This window comes from Xenorhabdus poinarii G6, assembly GCF_000968175.1.
Lineage (GTDB): Bacteria > Pseudomonadota > Gammaproteobacteria > Enterobacterales > Enterobacteriaceae > Xenorhabdus > Xenorhabdus poinarii.
In genome coordinates this window covers 2151674-2169806 of record NZ_FO704551.1, presented here as the reverse complement: position 1 = coordinate 2169806, position 18133 = coordinate 2151674, and the positions used below count along the sequence as shown (strand labels likewise).

17 protein-coding genes are annotated in these 18133 nt (G+C 42.2%); 8 read left to right on the top strand and 9 right to left on the bottom strand.

The features are described 5' to 3' along the window. Positions 1–78 precede the first annotated feature (78 nt). Positions 79–1284, top strand: a complete 1206-nt coding sequence (locus XPG1_RS10050; RefSeq protein WP_436286829.1) for a serine hydrolase — start codon at positions 79–81, stop codon at positions 1282–1284. A gap of 108 nt (positions 1285–1392) precedes the next feature. Here the strand turns inward: XPG1_RS10050 and XPG1_RS10045 are convergent, their stop codons facing one another. The 3 genes from XPG1_RS10045 to XPG1_RS10035 all read right to left on the bottom strand — a co-directional run bounded on the left by XPG1_RS10045 (position 1393) and on the right by XPG1_RS10035 (position 4850). Continuing rightward, positions 1393–2700 carry a serine/threonine transporter gene (locus XPG1_RS10045; RefSeq protein WP_045958956.1) on the bottom strand — a complete coding sequence of 436 codons (1308 nt, stop codon included), beginning with the start codon at positions 2698–2700 and terminating at the stop codon, positions 1393–1395. 863 nt (positions 2701–3563) lie between these two features. Continuing rightward, positions 3564–4172: an undecaprenyl-diphosphate phosphatase gene (gene ybjG, locus XPG1_RS10040; protein WP_045958955.1), complete on the bottom strand. Its 609-nt coding sequence runs from the start codon at positions 4170–4172 to the stop codon at positions 3564–3566. 414 nt (positions 4173–4586) lie between these two features. Further along, entirely contained in the window at positions 4587–4850 is a 264-nt protein-coding gene (locus tag XPG1_RS10035) for a GrxA family glutaredoxin (RefSeq protein ID WP_045958954.1), read from the bottom strand. A gap of 211 nt (positions 4851–5061) precedes the next feature. On the opposite strand from XPG1_RS10035, the gene XPG1_RS10030 reads away from it, so the two are divergent. The 3 genes from XPG1_RS10030 to rlmC all read left to right on the top strand — a co-directional run bounded on the left by XPG1_RS10030 (position 5062) and on the right by rlmC (position 7132). Then, entirely contained in the window at positions 5062–5373 is a 312-nt protein-coding gene (locus tag XPG1_RS10030) for a YbjC family protein (protein WP_045958953.1), read from the top strand. Positions 5374–5456: 83 nt separating this feature from the next. After that, entirely contained in the window at positions 5457–5972 is a 516-nt protein-coding gene (locus XPG1_RS10025; RefSeq protein ID WP_045958952.1) for a type III secretion system chaperone family protein, read from the top strand. 26 nt (positions 5973–5998) lie between these two features. Then, on the top strand, positions 5999–7132 hold the full coding sequence (rlmC, locus tag XPG1_RS10020; protein WP_045958951.1) for a 23S rRNA (uracil(747)-C(5))-methyltransferase RlmC: 1134 nt from the start codon (positions 5999–6001) through the stop codon (positions 7130–7132). A 69-nt stretch (positions 7133–7201) separates the two neighbouring features. Here the strand turns inward: rlmC and artM are convergent, their stop codons facing one another. The 5 genes from artM to XPG1_RS09995 all read right to left on the bottom strand — a co-directional run bounded on the left by artM (position 7202) and on the right by XPG1_RS09995 (position 11348). Further along, positions 7202–7873: an arginine ABC transporter permease ArtM gene (artM, locus tag XPG1_RS10015; RefSeq protein ID WP_045958950.1), complete on the bottom strand. Its 672-nt coding sequence runs from the start codon at positions 7871–7873 to the stop codon at positions 7202–7204. Next, positions 7870–8586, bottom strand: a complete 717-nt coding sequence (gene artQ, locus XPG1_RS10010) for an arginine ABC transporter permease ArtQ (RefSeq protein ID WP_045958949.1) — start codon at positions 8584–8586, stop codon at positions 7870–7872. The genes artM and artQ overlap by 4 nt, the downstream gene beginning before the upstream one ends. 11 nt (positions 8587–8597) lie before the next feature. Continuing rightward, complete coding sequence (gene artJ, locus XPG1_RS10005; RefSeq protein WP_045958948.1) at positions 8598–9338, bottom strand: arginine ABC transporter substrate-binding protein; 741 nt, start codon at positions 9336–9338, stop codon at positions 8598–8600. 153 nt (positions 9339–9491) lie between these two features. Continuing rightward, entirely contained in the window at positions 9492–10220 is a 729-nt protein-coding gene (artP, locus tag XPG1_RS10000) for an arginine ABC transporter ATP-binding protein ArtP (protein ID WP_045958947.1), read from the bottom strand. 225 nt (positions 10221–10445) lie between these two features. After that, positions 10446–11348 carry a LysO family transporter gene (locus XPG1_RS09995; RefSeq protein ID WP_045958946.1) on the bottom strand — a complete coding sequence of 301 codons (903 nt, stop codon included), beginning with the start codon at positions 11346–11348 and terminating at the stop codon, positions 10446–10448. Positions 11349–11583: 235 nt separating this feature from the next. Here XPG1_RS09995 and macA point away from each other — a divergent pair, with 235 nt between their 5' ends. Both macA and macB read left to right on the top strand, forming a co-directional pair. Beyond that, a complete protein-coding gene (gene macA / locus XPG1_RS09990; RefSeq protein WP_045958945.1) occupies positions 11584–12729 on the top strand; it encodes a macrolide transporter subunit MacA in 1146 nt (381 codons plus the stop codon). Next, a complete protein-coding gene (macB, locus tag XPG1_RS09985; protein ID WP_045958944.1) occupies positions 12729–14690 on the top strand; it encodes a macrolide ABC transporter ATP-binding protein/permease MacB in 1962 nt (653 codons plus the stop codon). Before macA ends, macB begins: the two co-directional genes overlap by 1 nt. Before the next feature lie 44 nt (positions 14691–14734). Here the strand turns inward: macB and cspD are convergent, their stop codons facing one another. Beyond that, positions 14735–14983: a cold shock-like protein CspD gene (gene cspD, locus XPG1_RS09980; RefSeq protein WP_045958943.1), complete on the bottom strand. Its 249-nt coding sequence runs from the start codon at positions 14981–14983 to the stop codon at positions 14735–14737. Between the two features lie 326 nt (positions 14984–15309). Between cspD and clpS the strand changes: the two genes are divergently transcribed. Then, positions 15310–15630, top strand: a complete 321-nt coding sequence (gene clpS / locus XPG1_RS09975; RefSeq protein ID WP_045958942.1) for an ATP-dependent Clp protease adapter ClpS — start codon at positions 15310–15312, stop codon at positions 15628–15630. A gap of 31 nt (positions 15631–15661) precedes the next feature. Next, a complete protein-coding gene (clpA, locus tag XPG1_RS09970; RefSeq protein ID WP_045958941.1) occupies positions 15662–17947 on the top strand; it encodes an ATP-dependent Clp protease ATP-binding subunit ClpA in 2286 nt (761 codons plus the stop codon). Positions 17948–18133 lie beyond the last annotated feature (186 nt).

Below are 18133 nucleotides of genomic sequence, written 5' to 3'. Positions count from 1 at the left end.
AATAGCGTTTTTATGTTTTTATATCTACTCTGTCGATGCGACACGAGGTTGAGCAGTAGAGAAAAAGGGCTAGCGATGATGAAAAAAAGGCAGCAGATACCAATCATTAAATCTTTTACTTTTAGCTTAAGTGTTGTTTGGCTGGTGAGTGTCAACGCTTACGCGATGGAACAGCCGGCGACACCTGAAATTGATGCAAAAGCCTACGTATTGATGGATTACGCCAGTGGAAAAATCCTGGCATCAAATAACGCAGATGAGCGGTTAGATCCAGCCAGTTTAACGAAGATGATGACCAGTTATGTCATTGGGCAGGCGATCAAATCAGGGAAAATTTCTTCAGAAGATTGGGTTACCATTGGTCAGGATGCTTGGGCCACCGGAAACCCCGTGCTTAAAGGGTCATCCCTGATGTTTTTGAAACCGGGTGACAGGGTGAAGGTGATTGATTTAAACCGTGGTATTGTCATTCAATCCGGTAATGATGCCAGTATTGCACTTGCGGATTATGTCGCAGGTAGTCAGGATGCTTTTGTCGATTTGATGAATAAATATTCAGCGACACTAAAACTGACCAATACTCACTTTAAGACAGTACACGGTCTGGATGCCGCAGGGCAGTATAGCACGGCGCGTGACATGGCCAGTTTAAGTCAGGCGATGATCCGTGATGTACCAGAAGAATATGCGCTGAATAAAGAGAAAGAATTCACTTTTAATAATATCCGCCAACCTAACCGCAATCGCTTGTTATGGCATAAAAATATGAATGTGGATGGTGTCAAAACCGGGCATACAAGTGGTGCAGGTTATAATCTTGTTGCATCGGCGACTGAAGGACCAATGCGCTTGATCTCAGTGGTATTGGGAGCATCCAGTGATCGCGTCCGTTTTTCTGACAGCGAAAAACTATTGGCATGGGGGTTTCGTTTTTATGAATCGACAATACCGTTGAAGGCCAGTGATACCCTGGTGACGGAAAAAGTATGGTATGGAACCCGCCCGGAAGTTGCATTGGGGGTGGAAAAAGAGGCTTCTGCCGTCGTTCCCCGTGGACAGATAGGAAATGTGAAAGTGAGTTTTATGCTGGATAAAACCCCACTCGAAGCCCCACTCGTGCAGAACCAGGTTGTTGGTACGGTGAATTTTGTCTTGAATGATAAAGTGATTGACCAGCGACCATTAGTCGTTAAAGAAGCCGTGGAAGAAAGTGGTTTCTTTGGGCGTATATGGGATTTTGTGATAAAAACTGTGACGGGCTGGTTTAACGCGATTTTTAGTTAAAATCAAAAAAATTCATATCGCGATAGTAATGGAAAATGCCAGTCAGCAAAAAGTTGACTGGCATTTTTTTAGGGACTTTTGCTGAAAAAGTCGGTGCCCAGATTTTGATTACATGACAGAGTAAATCGCTGCGGAAATCGCGATTGAACCTGTTACGATAACAAAGATATTGCTTGGTTTACCTGCATATTTACGCATCGCTGGCACTTTGTAGATTGCGTACATTGGCATGATAAACAGAATCATCGCAATAATGGGTCCACCCAAAGATTCAATGATATTCAGGATACTTGGGTTGAGTGTCGCAACGATCCAGGCACTGATTAGCATAAATAAGCTGGTGATACGATTCAGCGTTTTTTGCTGAATAGTCTTACCGCGTGTGTTCATCATAGCTTTGTTGACAATACCATTGAAGCCTTCACGGGCGCCCAGGTAGTGGCCAAGGAAAGACTTAGTGATCGCGATAAAAGCAATGAGTGGCGCAATATACTCAATAGTTGGTATACGGAAATGGTTAGCCAGATAGGACAAGATAGTAATGTTCTGTGCTTTTGCTTCTGCCAGGTTTTCAGGTGATAGACTCAGTACGCAACTAAACACAAAGAACATGACTGTCAGCACCATCATGATATGGGCATAAGCCAGAATGCGTGAACATTTTTTCTCCGCATTTTCGCCATATTCTTCACGTTTTGCAATGGCGAAGGCTGAAATGATGGGCGAGTGGTTAAACGAGAAAACCATAACAGGAATGGCCAGCCACAGAGTAAATAACAGACCGGAATTGCTTGTCGAAGACAGGGAATTATTCAGTGACAAAGTATCAAAGATAGTCGTATTCCAGTGAGGGATTAAATACAGAGCCAATAGCATTAACACGGTGACAAATGGGAATACTAATACGCTCATCGCCTTAACGATAGCTTTCTCACCGAAACGAATAATACTCATTACACCGAGAAGTAATGCCAACGCCAGCAATGCACGTGGCGGAGCATTCATTTGCAGTTGGTGTACAATAAAGCTTTCGACTGTATTAGTCAGAGCAACGCTGTAGACGAGCAGGATAGGATAAATAGCAAAGAAATAGAGAATGGTGATGAGAAATCCGGCAACTTTACCAAAGTGCTCTTCTACCACACCAGTAATATCTTCACCGCTGCTTCTGCCTGACAGAACAAAACGGCACATGCCACGGTGAGCAAAAAATGTCATGGGCAGGGCAAGCACTGCCATGATAATCAGTGGAATCAAACCACCGATACCTGCATTGATAGGAAGAAATAAAACGCCGGCACCAATTGCTGTGCCATATAATCCTAACATCCATACAGTGTCTGATTTACGCCAGGTTGTGTAATCGCTTTTGCTTGCAGCAGAGGATACGATTGAACCTGCTTGAGATGTGTCCATAAATATCTCCGAAATAACGCGGTAAAGTAAAAAATTAAAAACTGCTAAACCCGCACATTAATTAGATGCGCGAGTTGGATTTTTTTATGTATAAGTTGTCAAATATTGCGTCGGTGTTTATTTAAACGTCTTTCATTGCCACATGCGTAATATGATTGAAATTTGTTCATTTAAAACAGAAAATTTTCAACTTATTTGCTCTATTTTTCGATTCCTGAATTCAAAAACTTAACTCCGGACTTTTGGTGGGGGGAATATAGTTATTTTCAGTGAAATGTACCGTGATCACTCTCGCAATTGCAAGATTTATATAGAAAAGGGATATTGTTATAAATACTTTTCTAAATGTTGATTAAATATTAAATAAAGCAAGATTTAATCTCTGTTAAAGGATCTCTCATTATTTTTATTTTAAATGCTAATATCCATTTGGCCTACTGCTTAAATATATTCATATATTAATGATCCTTTTTGTTTAATGTTGGTCTGGAGTAAAGTGGAACCATAAATGTCAATAACTTCATCTTTAATACGTCTTTGTTGGCAAGTATTTTTCATTTAACATTTTGATAAATAAAAATAAAATAAGGATGCCTCTTTGCTTTATGTAACATTCACCCTTTTGAGCAGAAATTTGGTTTTCATTGATGATGTATTAATAAGCATTTTAAATATAAATAGATTTTATGGGTAAAGTGTGTTCGTTTATTCTATCTTTATAAAGAAATCGTAATCATTTCAATGGCTATATATTGTTAAATATAACGATACCCCAGTCACAGAATGATGTGACTGGGGTATCGTTATCCTGCTAATTGAGAGGCTTGTTTCTGTGTGCTATTTGGACATCGATTGACGTTGTATTAATTTCTCACCCAACCCTTTTTGATCAAAAATCCACAGCAGAAGTGATAGAGCAAAGTGATTTTGTCTTGTAAACGTTCGCCATACTGGTTCCAAAATACTTGGGACAATGTACACCCTAACAAGCTGACTAAAAACGCGCCAACCATATCGATTGGCCAGTGAACGCCCACATAGACACGAGACCAAGCGATGGCAAAGGCCATGAGCATTAAACATAAACCTGACCAGATTCGATGCCAAAATAGAAATGCCAGGGCGAAAGTGAAGACGGTTGTGCCGTGGTTACTGGGAAAAGACCCTGTCGGAGCGTGGTAGAGAAAATGATAGCCAAAGCCTTCAACGAATGGCCTGTCATGTTGAACAACCACACCGATGATATAGGATGCTAACATACCCAAGGCAAAAGCAATGGTGGATTTACTGACAACGACGCGTTGAGATGCGATGACTTTGTCATCTCCCCAAAGCCAGCAAATGGCTAAGACAGCCGGGTAAATAAAGACGCAATATTTCGCAATAAAGATGGCAAGCGAGATCGTTGCAGGTGGTGAATCGGGTGTCGCATTAATAAAAGTAAACAAATTGTGGTTAAGTTGTTCTAGCAAAGTAAGCCTCACAAACGAGATATTGATGCAAACAAGATGATTCTATTTTATCAACTTGTTGTTAAAAACAGTAGTTTTACAAGATATAGTCACTAAAAAAAGGGAATGATGTTAAATCTTCATATTAATTTAGTGTTTGTTAATCTTACATGATAGATAATAAGAGAAGGTAATGGCAAAGAACGGTAACGTTTATCTTTTGACATTTTCCCTAACCTTCGGTGATCGTCGCTCACGGATTGGGCAACAAAAAACCCGATAGTCTTTAACCAAAGTGGATGACTATCGGGCTCCTCAACATGGGGACATCAAAGAAAAGCAGTGGCAATAATTAAGACTACATTGTGGTGTGAAAGTTCTCACCCCTGAGAAAAAAATTACAAAATTTTTTCGTCAACCCGTTATCTGGCTTGATTAGCTGTAGAGAGCCAGATTTTCTTTAGCGTACGCTTCAAAATCTGTGCAGCCACCAATATGTTTTTCGTCAATGAATATTTGAGGAACCGTTTCAACCGGTTTGCCGACTGTTTTTGATAAGTCTTCTTTAGTGATATTCTCAGCCCAGATATCAATATAGCGGTAGTCAAAGTCGTCACGTTCTTTTTTTAATCGCTCCGCTAATTCTGTAGCGCGAACGCAGTATGGGCAACCCGGGCGGCCGAAAATAACAGTGTACATATAAACTCCTTAGTGGTAATCATGACGATTTTCATAACTTGGCAACGGTAGTTACTATGCCTGTAAGTATGCGCAAAAAAAAGTGGGAAGTCCCTTTTATTGTAATTAGTGCCGCCAATCAGTGGGATTCAGGTATGATAGTTTTACTATCATGAATAGAAGTTTACTGAGTAATAAAAAATCTATTTTTCAGATTGGAACAGGTTAAAGCATGAATATTAACCCTTCAAAAGCGATGCGTTCATTAGCTGATATGCCTAAGTTAGTCATTTTATTGGAAGTATTGGGCATTGGCTTATTAGCACTGGCTTACTTATCAATCACTGATAGCATAATTTTATCACCTTTATTAATGACGACAGAGGTGCACATTGCTATGATCTTGTTGGGTATGGGGTGTTTGATACCCGCTACTATCCATATTATCTGGCGCGCGGTTTATAATCTTTCCTTTTTGGGAATTGATCATAAGAAAGCGGATACAAATCATCAGAGTGTCACTGATGATGAAAAAATAAAATAGATCAATTATTGTTCATTTTGCTGCCTGCGGGGGAGTTTCCTAACGTAGCATGTGTAACTTCTTGGTTATATGAGGTTAATTCGATGGATTCTATGGTTATTCCCGATTTGTCAATTCTACGTACATGGCTTGAACAGCTCAAGATCTCTTATTTTGAGAATGATTCAGGTTCAGTCTTGCATCTGCCTCATATGCAGAATATTGATGGCTTATTTGATGCCAAAATTGATCTGTTGGGTGATGCATTGCTGTTTTCTGCGCTGGCCGAAGTCAGACCTACCGCGATAGTGCCGCTGGTTGCCAATTTAAGTCAGATTAATGCCAGTTCTCTTACGGTTAAGGCCTTTCTTGATGTTCAGGATGAAAGCCTGCCTAAATTAATTGTGTGTCAGACATTCCCTATCGCTGCCGGAATGACTTTCAAGCAATTCTCCAATTTTATACAGCAAGGTGAAGAACAAATTGCTAATGTGATTTTTGAGATCCACAGCAATAATCTTCTCTATGTGACTCATGAGTTGGAAAATGAGATAGAAGCTGAAGCGGAAGATGACGAATCTTTGACGTCGACGGAGACGTCAACATTTACGTTGCACTAACATTTTTTTGATACGGTTTTCTTACAATGCAGTGTGTGCAGTATACCGTGGGGCATTGTCACTCCTGCCAGTGGCTCGATAAGCCCTATTCACAGCAATTATCGGATAAACAACAACATTTAAAACAACTGTTACAGGAAACATCAGTAGTACATTGGCTGACACCGGTGACCAGCAAAACCAGCGAATTTCGTAACAAAGCCAAAATGGTCGTCAGTGGCAGTGTCGAGCGTCCGTTGCTTGGTATGTTGCATCGTGATGGCAGAACGGTGGATCTTTGTGATTGTCCGCTGTATCCAAAATATTTTCAGCCGGTATTTGCTGTAATAAAAACATTTATCGCTAGAGCTGGTCTGGTTCCATACAACGTTGAACGAAAGAAAGGAGAATTAAAATATATTCTTCTGACAGAAAGCCGCGCTAATGGTGAAATGATGTTGCGCTTTGTTTTGCGTTCGGAAACAAAGCTGGCTCAGTTAGTACGGGCTTTGCCTTGGCTGAAAGCGCAACTGCCGCAAGCGACCGTTATCTCCGCGAATATTCAACCTACCCATATGGCGATTTTGGAAGGCGAAAAGGAAATCATTTTGACTGAGCGCAAAATGTTGACGGAAAGGTTTAACGGTATTCCGTTGTATATTCGCCCACGGAGTTTTTTTCAGACGAACCCGGATATTGCCGCCGAACTGTATGCAACAGCAGGGCGTTGGGTTAGGGAATTGGGCATTAACAGTTTGTGGGATCTGTTTTGCGGTGCGGGTGGTTTTGGTCTGCATTGCGCAGATAAAAAGACCAGGCTGACGGGGATTGAGATCAGCGCTGAAGCAATCAGTTGTGCGAAAAGTTCGGCTAAAAGTCTTGGATTGGAACACGTGGATTTTCAGGCGCTGGATTCCACACATTTCGCCCTTGATAAATCACAACTGCCAGAATTAGTTTTGGTAAACCCACCCCGACGAGGGATTGGCAAGGCGCTTTGTGAATATCTTAGCCGGATGGCGCCCAAATTTATTCTCTATTCAAGTTGTCATGCCGAGACGATGGCGAAAGATATTACGATGCTTAAGCAATATCGTATCGAGAAGATTCAGCTATTCGATATGTTTCCCCATACTGAACATTATGAAACCTTGGCCCTGTTAGTTCTTGACGTAAATTAATCACCTGGCTGATTTGATTACCCCGTGATAACGAGATGTTATCACGGGATAATTCAGTGTACAGGCTCATTAATGACGATGTTCAAATGATAACGCGCGCCGTTCAATCATACGCATCAGTAGCGTCAAAAGACCATTTATACAGAGATAAATTACCCCTGCTGCGACAAATACGGTGACATCATAACTACGCCCGAATTGGAGCTGGCTATATCCCATAATATCCAAAAGTGTGATCGTGCTGGCCAGTGAAGTGCTCTTAAAAATCAATATAACTTCATTGGAATAGGAAGAAAGCGCGCGCTTGAAGGCGTAAGGAAGCAGAATGCACATGGAATGCGCTCTGGACATCCCAAGCGCCTGACAAGATTGCCATTGCCCCACTGGAATCGCTCTGACAGCCCCGTAAAATAGCTGAGTTGAGTAGGCCGCGCTGTTCAACGCTAAAGTGATCATTGCACATAGCCACGCTTCTGACATCAGTTGCCATAGCCACGGATATTCTTTGAGTGATGGAAACTGCCCTGGCCCGTAGTAAATCAGAAAAAACTGAACCAGGAGCGGGGTGCCGGTAAACAGTGTGATATAGCCTTTTACCCCTTGCGACAGCACCGGCAATTTCATGGTCAGGATCATGGTCAGGGCAATGGCGAGAATGAGGGCAACCAGTAACGCGGCGAACGTTAAACTGAGACTGGTTTGCAAGCCCGGTAAAATTTCCTTGATATATGTAAATATCATGAAGCACCCCGTTCAAAATGGGTGGAGCGTGTTTCAAGTTGTTTAAGAATAAATTGGCTGATCAGGGTAATGATCAAATAAATGGCCGCCACGATCATATACCATGTGAACGGCTCCTGAGTTCGGATCGCAATACTTTTTGTTTGTAACATCAAGTCATTAACACTGATCAATGAAACCAGCGCTGTGTCTTTTAAGAGTACTAACCATTGATTACCAAGCCCTGGCAAAGCATGACGCCACATCTGAGGCAGAATTAAGCGAAAAAAGAGGCGACGTTGACTTAATCCCAGCGCTTGCCCCGCTTCCCATTGCCCTATAGGAATGGCTTTTAAGGCTCCTCGTAGTGTTTGTGATGCATACGCGGAATAGAGCAGAGACAGGGCAATAATACCGCATAGAAACGGGCTGACATTAAAGTTATCAATGTCTATCTGTATTTTAACGTGCCAGATAATGAGATTGATCTCAAAACCTTCTGACAGCGTGATCAGCAGTTGTGAGCTACCAAAATAGATAAAGAGCACAACTAAAATCTCAGGTAACCCTCGGATCAATGTCACCCAGCAGGAACCTAAAAATGCGAGGGGTTTCCAGCGCATGGATTCCCACGCAGCAAAAAACATGGCGAGGACTAGACCGACAATCAGCGAAGAAACAGCAAGGCCGACGGTGATTCCGGCGGCACTGATTAAAGATTGGAATTCATTCATTATGATTGAGTTTATTGTTCAAACCATTTTTTATAGAGAGTATCGTAAGTACCGTCTTGTTTAATTTCTGCCAGGGCTTTATTCAGTTTATCCCGTAAATCCGTATTACCTTTGCGAACGGCAATGCCTAAACCGATACCAAAATAGTTTTTGTCTGTGACCTTATTGCCAACCGCGTTTAATTCTTTATTCTTTTTCAACCACTCATTGACGACGGCGGTATCGCCAAACACAGCATCAAGGCGGCCATTTTTCAAGTCAAGGATCGCATTTTGGTAGCTGTCATAAGGCACAGTCTTAATCTCTTTGTGTTGCTCCATCAAATATTTCTGGTGTGTCGTGCCATTTTGCATCCCGACTTGTTTGCCTTTGAGGTCGGCAACTTGGGCAAATTTCCCTTTGACAGCAATAAAAGTGGCCGAGTTATCATAATAAATATGTGTGAAATCAACTTGTTTCTGGCGTTCTGGTGTGATGTCAATGCCGGCCATCAAAGCATCAAAACGACGGAATTTCAGGCTAGGGATCAGACTATCAAAAGCCTGGTTGGTAAAGGTACATTTTGTGTTGAGTTTTGCACATAAGGCATCCGCTAAATCAATATCGAATCCTTGGATCTTATTGTTTGCGTCAAGATATTCAAATGGTGGGTAAGTTGCTTCTGTTGCAAAACGGAGCGTCGCTTCTTCTTCTGCGGCGGTTGCTGATAAGGTCACTGCGCTTAGCAGAGCGGCAAACAATAATTTTTTCATAGCAATATCCTATCGTTTATAAAATTTATGGTTGATAACTGCTTTACTGTTTGTTTAGTCATCGATTATCGATAGACACTTCCTCTTTCAAGCTGCCCCTTACGGGGGATACTATTGCTTGAAATTTACCGACTTACCGATTCAGTAGGGTACTCAGTGTGACAAGTAATGAGCAAAGGCTTCTGTTTTCGGGTGCATAAAATGCGTTGCGTCACCTTTTTCAATAATATGTCCTTGTTCCATGTAGATAACCTGACTGGCTGTTTTGCGAGCCAATTCGACTTCATGAGTCACTATCACCTGTGTGATGCCAGTCTCTGCTAATTCTTTGATAATATCAATAACTTGGGCGGTTATTGCGGGGTCGAGAGCCGCCGTGGGTTCATCAAACAATAGAACCTGAGGCTCCATCATTAATGCTCGGGCAATCGCAACGCGCTGTTGCTGTCCACCGGACAGATGCAGGGGAAACCGGTTAGCAAATGCGTCCAAACGAAGCCGGGCAAGCAGTTTTGCCGCTTTTTCCTGCGCTTGGTGTTTAGAGTACTTCAATACCCGGCAAGGTGCTTCAATCAAATTATCCATGACGGTCAAATGAGGCCACAAATGGTATTGCTGGAAGACCATCCCCACTTTTTGTCGTAATGCCAGAATATCCTTGTGGTTGGGCTGTTGTTTGAAATCAAATCGGTGCGTTGTCACATTGAGTTGTCCAGAGTGAGGAATTTCCAGTAGGTTCAGGACGCGTAACAACGAACTCTTTCCTGCCCCACTGGGTCCCAGTAACACAACAGTTTCTCCCGATATACATTCAAAATTGATATCGAACAGAGCCTGATGCGAGCCATAGAAACAATTTATGTTTTTTAATTGAATGCTCATGCGAAAAATTTGAATAGTTAATTGTTTGATTGGATATTAATGTCATGAGCATAACTATGCAATAATATCCGCTAAAAATTGTTATTTTAATCGAATTAGTTAGTTAACTAATCAACCTGTGGGTGTTTGTTAGCCTATTTTTTGCCTTTTTGGAGGCCTGAACAGGTTGATTTTTCTCTTAAAAAAAATTTTTAGTCAATTAAAATATCAGGGAAACGGTGTTCTTCATTGAGTGAACAATGCAATAAACAACGGTGTCATTAAGCTTAAAATGAAACCATGTACGATAGCGGCTGGCACGATACTGACTCCCCCACAGCGTTGTAAAATCGGCAAGGTAAAGTCGATGGAAGCCGCACCGGTTAAACCTAGTGCAGTTGAACGATAGCGGTTGATGAGCATGGGAATGAGCATGATTGATGCCAGTTCACGAGCCAGATCATTGAAAAAGGCGGCACTACCCAGTACTGGCCCATAAGCGTCGGAAATTAAAATGCCGGAAAGCGAATACCAGCCATATCCGGAGGCAATGGCAAGGCCAGTTTTCGTCGGTAGCCCTAGCAAAAATGCGGCTAACACCCCGCCTAGCAAAGAGCTTATGGCAACAACGATCGCAATCATCGTGCCACGACGATCAAACAGTGTTTGTTTTAAGCTCATACCGTTATTGCGTAATTGGATTCCCACCAGAAAGAGTAGAAAAACCAAGACGATTTCACTGGCATGGCTGGAAGAACGCAGCCATGACCAATCGGTTAACCCAATCAGGAATCCCAATATTAATGCACCGCATAATTTGACGGAATCTAACGCCATATGTAACCGGGAAGGCGGTTTTTCCTGTTGATGACTATTAATAATCCACGGTTTTCGTTTATCTAAAAGGGAAAGGACGAGTAGGTTAATAATAAAAATGCACAGAAAAAATGTTGTCGCATACAGTAAGATAGACAGTAAGTTGCTGCTCAGATTTTCTAGCATGGCGAGACTCATGCCCATCAGAATCAGTATCAGATAAACCATTGCACTAATAAGCTGATGTACGAAGTTTAATAACGACTGATTATTTAAATGAATCAGATAGCCCAGCGTTAAAGGCAGGAGAATAATCAACAATCCTGAATACATGACCCATGTCCTTATCTAATAAAAAAATACCTTTTTGTCTGGTTTTCATAACCAAAACCAGACAAAAAGACGGGTAAATAAAATGAGAAGTGGAAGCGTCACCCAACAGCCCGGAGACAGTCACGGCAGAGGAAAGTGTATCATTTCTTTATTAGAAATAGCACGTTGTTAGATTACGTTTACCTTACCTACAGTAATATAGATAAGTAATCGGTTTTTATGGTGGGTATTTGTGATGAATCTTCTTTTTACCAAACGTCGCTGGATTGGAGCTGGGCTTATCCTTATTGCCACTGTAGCTGTATACCATTTCGTCTATGTACCGAAACCTATTGCCTATCAGACGACCCCGGTAATCACCGGGAATTTTGAACGGAATGTTCTGGCGGTAGGGAAATTGGATGCGATCAATAAGGTTGACGTTGGCGCTCAGGTTAGTGGTCAATTGAAAGAGCTTTATGTGAAATTGGGCGATAAGGTTAAGCAGGGGCAATTACTGGCACTGCTTGATCCGCAAACAGCACAAAATTCTGTGACAGAAATACAAGAAACGGCAAAATCACTGAAGGCTAATCTCCGTGGAGCAAAAGCAGAATTAAAGTTTGCACAGCTGAAAGTCAATCGTCTGAAGCATTTATTTAAATTGCAGTTGATATCTCATCAGGATCTGGACAACAGCATAATGGATATGCAGTCTAAGGCCGCCAGAATCGATGATTTAATAGCGCAAATTAAGCAAAATGAGGCCAAGCTTGATACTGCGCAAACTAACTTGCGGTATACCAAAATCATTGCCCCTATAGAAGGGACGGTAACCGATATTAAAACATTTCAGGGACAAACTGTGATTGCTGCCCAGCAAGCACCCACGATCCTGACACTTGCCAATCTCGATACTATGACGGTTAATGCAGAGGTGTCGGAGGCGGATGTGATCCGTTTAAAGCCGGGACAGAAAGTGTCGTTTACCATTTTGGGAAATCAGGAAAAGGAATTTCATAGTGTTCTGAAAGATATTCAACCAACACCACAAATTGTGAATAATGCTGTTTTCTACTATGCCCGTTTTGACGTCCCTAATCCCAGCCATCTCTTGCGTTTACAGATGACCGCTCAAGTCAAAATACAATTACAGTTACTGAATAATGTCTTGATGATCCCGATTTCAGTCCTGGATTTATCTTCTGTTTCAAACCAACAGCCATCTTCTGCTCAGTATGAAGTGAGTGTTTTGCGCAATGGAAAAGCAGAGAAACGTAAAATTACGATAGGGGCTTTTGATGACGTGAATGTTCAGGTGCTTTCCGGATTAAAAGAGCACGAACGCGTGATCATGAATCGGAGTGATAGCAGTGATAGGCACATAGAGGGTAGTGAATAATGAGTGCGTTACTGGAACTGAAAAGTATTAGCCGTAGTTATCAGTCTGGCGAGGGCCAGGTCAATGTGTTGCAGGATATTTCGTTATCCATCCAGGCTGGCGAAATAGTCGCGATTGTTGGTGCGTCTGGTTCAGGGAAGTCCACGTTGATGAATATATTGGGTTGTTTAGATCAATCCAGTCACGGCGAATACTGGGTTTCAGGGAGAAACGTTGCTGATTTAGATAACAATCAGTTGGCGGAATTACGCAGGGAATATTTTGGATTCATTTTTCAGCGTTATCATTTATTGACTCATTTAACAGCTGAACAAAATGTTGAGATACCGGCAATTTATTCCGGTATGTCTAAAATACAACGTCGTGAGCGGGCGATTGAATTGTTAAAGAGTCTTGGATTGGAAAACCGTATTTATTACCGGTCAAACCAGCTTTCAGGTGGTCAGCAACAGCGAGTCAGTATTGCCAGAGCACTGATGAATGGGGGCAAAATCATTCTTGCTGATGAACCAACGGGGGCATTGGACAGTGCTTCAGGCCAGGAGATGATTGACATCTTAAAGGCACTTTGTCAACAAGGGCATACGGTCATTATTGTTACCCATGATCCTAATATCGCTGCTCAGGCTCAAAGAGTGATTGAAATTAAAGACGGACGAATTATCAGTGATGTTCGTTCTTCTGAGCATCAGACATTGCCTCATCCCTCTTCTCCAGAAGCAAAAATGGCTAATGCGAAAAAAAGTTCACCAATCCAACAAACCTGGGGCCGTTTCAATGAGGCTGTCTTGATGGCATGGCGCGCCATGAATGTTAATAAATTACGTACCCTGTTGACGATGCTAGGAATTATTATAGGTATTGCTTCTGTTGTCACGATTCTGGTGATTGGTGATGCGGCAAAGTCAATGGTGTTATCTCAGATTAGATCCATTTCGACCGACTCTATATCGATTTATCCGGGAAAAGAGTATGGCAGTAATGAGGATTTGAGTTTACAGGCATTGAAAATGAGTGATGTTTCCGCCATCAAATCTCAGCCTTATGTTCAGTCTGTTTCTCCTAAGTTCATTTACAATGGGCGCTTGCGTCAAGGGAGGATAGATACTACAGCGCAGGTAGCTGGTGTGGGAAGTGGCTTTTTTCAGGTATATGCCATGAAACTGTCTCAAGGCGTCTATTTTACTGCCGAAATGATTTATCAGCAGGCTCAGGTGGTTATCATTGACGATAAGGCACGTCAGAAATTATTTCCTCATCAGAATGAGGTGATAGGAAAACAGGTGTTGTTAGAAAATATCCCGTTGACCGTCATTGGTGTCGTTGCACCAAAACAAGATATTTATAATACCGGTAATTTATTACAAATCTGGGTGCCTTACAGTACGATGAATAGCCGTTTAGTCAATCAAAGTTACTTGAATTTGATCGTTATCAGATTAAAAAGTGGCTATTCTTCTGATGAAGCAGAAAAAAAATTGAATCAGTTGTTGATATTCCGTCATGGTAAAAAAGACTTTCAGGCTGAAAGCATGAACAGGATCCTGACAGCCATGGATAAAACAACGCAAACGCTGCAAATATTTTTGACGCTCATTGCGGTGATTTCCTTAGTTGTCGGGGGGATTGGGGTCATGAACATCATGTTGGTATCTGTTAGCGAGCGTACCCGGGAGATTGGCATTCGCATCGCTGTTGGCGCCAGAACCAGTGACATTATGCAGCAATTTCTTGTGGAAGCCATTTTGGTTTGTTTTGTCGGAGGAATATTGGGGATTACCCTGTCATATTGTCTTTCTTTGATTGTACAAGTGATGTTACCGACGTGGGATTTTGTGTATAACCCGATTACATTTATTGTCGCGTTTGGTTTTTCAACAGTAATCGGCCTCACTTTTGGTTTCCTGCCTGCCCGAAATGCGGCGCATCTTAATCCCATTGAAGCACTTGCTAGGGAATAAAACAGCACGCCACAATAAGCGTGTAGCCTACTGTGGCGTGAACATTACGCATTTGTCGAGTCGCGTTCTTGTTTGGGTTTTGAACCATTGTCTACAGGAACAATCAAGCTGGCGTGATTACCCTTGGGGCCATGATTAACGCTAAAATTCACTGTCTGCCCAGCTTTCAATGTTCTATAACCATCCATTTGAATGGTTGAATAGTGAGCGAAAATATCTTCGCCTCCGCTGGCCGGGCAAATAAATCCAAAGCCCTTTGCATTATTGAACCATTTAACAGTACCTGTTTCCATACTTCTCTATCCCTCGTATCTCGATGTCGGGTTTAGGAGTCACTAAAAATGTTGAAATATGAACAGACACCCAGGACAGAAGGCGGTGTTCGCAAAACATACTGTAGTGAAATTCATTACGTCGTCAAGCTGATAAATCACGTCAAGCTATCCCAAATGATCAAAGTTTGATATAGATAACGGTCTGAGATTTTTAGATGAAATTCCTGATTCGCTCATCAAAGAGGAGTAAGCAGAGTGGGCGATGAAGTGATAAAATAGAAAGCAGCAGAATGAATGAGTTCATACTAAAATCCAGCGGAAAGTGAATACCCAGTGGAATAATAATGACTGAGTTTTATAACAATTTGAAAGTTGAAGAATTTATTGCGGATGATGCAAAACAAAAACGACAACCGCCATCAATGTATAAGGTCATTCTTAATAATGACGACTATACCCCCATGGAGTTTGTGGTTGACGTATTGCGAAAGTTCTTTTCTTATGATGTTGAACGAGCAACGCAACTAATGCTGGATGTCCATTATAAAGGGAAGGCAGTTTGCGGAATTTATACGGCAGAGGTCGCAGAAACTAAAGCTGCGCAAGTGAACATGTATGCTAAGGAGCACGAGCATCCGTTACTTTGCACGCTAGAAAAGGTCTGATCTGGCTCACTGAATTTAGGAGGAGGTGCTTATGCTCAATCAAGAACTGGAGCTTAGTCTCAACATTGCTTTTGCCAAAGCAAGGGATAACAGACATGAATTTATGACTGTAGAGCACCTGTTGCTGGCGTTGTTAAGTAACACATCAGCGCGAGAAACACTGGAGGCTTGTAAAGTCGATCTGGCAAAATTACGCCAGGAGTTAGAAAGTTTTATTGCACAAACCACCCCGTTGTTGTCTGAAAATGATGACAGGGATACACAACCTACATTAAGTTTTCAGCGTGTTTTGCAACGTGCGGTATTTCATGTTCAATCTTCGGGGCGCTCGGAAGTCTCTGGCGCGAATGTTTTAGTTGCCATTTTTAGTGAACAGGAATCTCAAGCCGCTTATTTACTGCGTAAGCATGACGTCAGTCGCCTGGACGTTGTCAATTTCATTTCTCATGGAACGCGCAAAGATGAATCAGATAATGATTCTCACCACAGTGTCAATCCGGTTCAGGAAGAGCCGGCGATGAGTGATGACCGAGTGGAAAATTTCACGACTAACCTGAATCAATTGGCGCTGAAGGGGCAAATTGATCCACTTGTCGGCCGTCAGCATGAATTGGAAAGAACCGTTCAGGTGCTGTGCCGTCGTCGCAAAAATAACCCTTTATTTGTTGGGGAGTCTGGCGTTGGTAAAACGGCGATTGCTGAGGGGCTGGCATGGCGCATTGTGCAAAAAAATGTTCCCGAAGTGATGCAGAATTGTACCATCTATTCTCTGGATATCGGCTCATTGCTGGCGGGAACAAAATATCGCGGTGATTTTGAGAAGCGCTTCAAATCTTTGCTAAAAACCTTGGAGCAAGACAGCAAAAGTATTCTTTTTATCGATGAAATCCATACTATTATCGGTGCCGGTGCCGCTTCGGGTGGGCAGGTGGACGCAGCGAATCTGATTAAACCGCTGTTGTCCAGTGGGCGTATACGGGTCATTGGCTCAACGACTTATCACGAATTCAGCAATATTTTTGAAAAAGATCGGGCGTTAGCTCGCCGATTCCAAAAAATTGACATTCTTGAGCCGTCATTGGAAGAAACGATCCAGATTATCAATGGGCTGCGTACTAAATATGAAGCACACCATGATGTCCGTTATACCACAAAAGCCATCCGCGCTGCGGTTGAGTTATCGGTGAAGTACATTACTGATCGTCATTTACCAGATAAAGCCATTGATGTGATTGATGAAGCCGGTGCGAGAACAAGACTAGTGCCCGCCAGCCGCCGTAAAAAGACGATCAATGTTTCGGATATTGAGTCTATTGTTGCTCGTATCGCTCGTATTCCAGAAAAAACGGTATCAGCCAGTGATAAAGATATCTTGAGAACACTGGATGATCGTTTGAAAATGTTGGTTTTTGGTCAAGACAGAGCGATTGGTGCCTTGACGGAAGCCATTAAAATGAGTCGCGCAGGGCTAGGGCAGGAACATAAACCTGTCGGGTCTTTCTTGTTTGCCGGGCCGACGGGCGTCGGAAAAACGGAAGTGACAGTCCAACTAGCCAAGGTATTGAATGTTAAATTATTGCGATTCGATATGTCAGAATATATGGAACGCCATACAGTCAGTCGCCTCATTGGCGCGCCTCCGGGTTATGTTGGATATGATCAGGGAGGATTATTAACCGATGCCATCATCAAACATCCTCATTCTGTACTGTTACTGGATGAGATTGAAAAAGCCCATCCTGATGTGTTTAACTTGCTGTTGCAGGTGATGGATAACGGGACATTGACCGACAATAATGGCCGTAAGGCAGATTTCCGCAATGTGATTTTAGTGATGACAACCAATGCGGGCGTTCGTGAAATACAGCGTAAATCTATTGGTTTCACCGAACAGGATAACAGCACGGATGGCATGGAAGAGATCAAACGGATTTTTACACCGGAATTCCGCAATCGTCTTGATGGCATTATCTGGTTTGATGCACTCTCTGCTGAAGTTATTCAACAAGTTGTTGATAAATTTATCGTCGAGTTACAAGCTCAATTGGACGAAAAAGGCGTTTCTCTGGAAATCAGTGCAGATGCCCGTCAGTGGTTATGTGATAAAGGCTATGATAAATCAATGGGGGCTCGCCCTATGGTTCGTGTCATCCAGGATAACCTGAAAAAACCACTGGCAAATGAGCTGTTATTTGGCTCCTTAGTGCATGGCGGTTCGGTCAGGATCAAACTGGATAAATCTAAACAGGCATTAATATACGATTTTAAGAGCAATCAAAAATCAAACAGAAAGAAATCTGAGGATGCGGTGTTATAGCTCTCAGCATTAAACAGTCAGCATCAAACAGTGCAAAACGAAATAGTGACAAGTACTTTCGGTGACAGAAACGGGTGACCAGTAGTAGTAAAAGGTATGGTAGTAAAAAATACAGTAAAAAAACGTAGTAGCCACACCACAGGTGAATGTTAGAAAATACGATCACCTGTGGTGCTGAAGGTACCT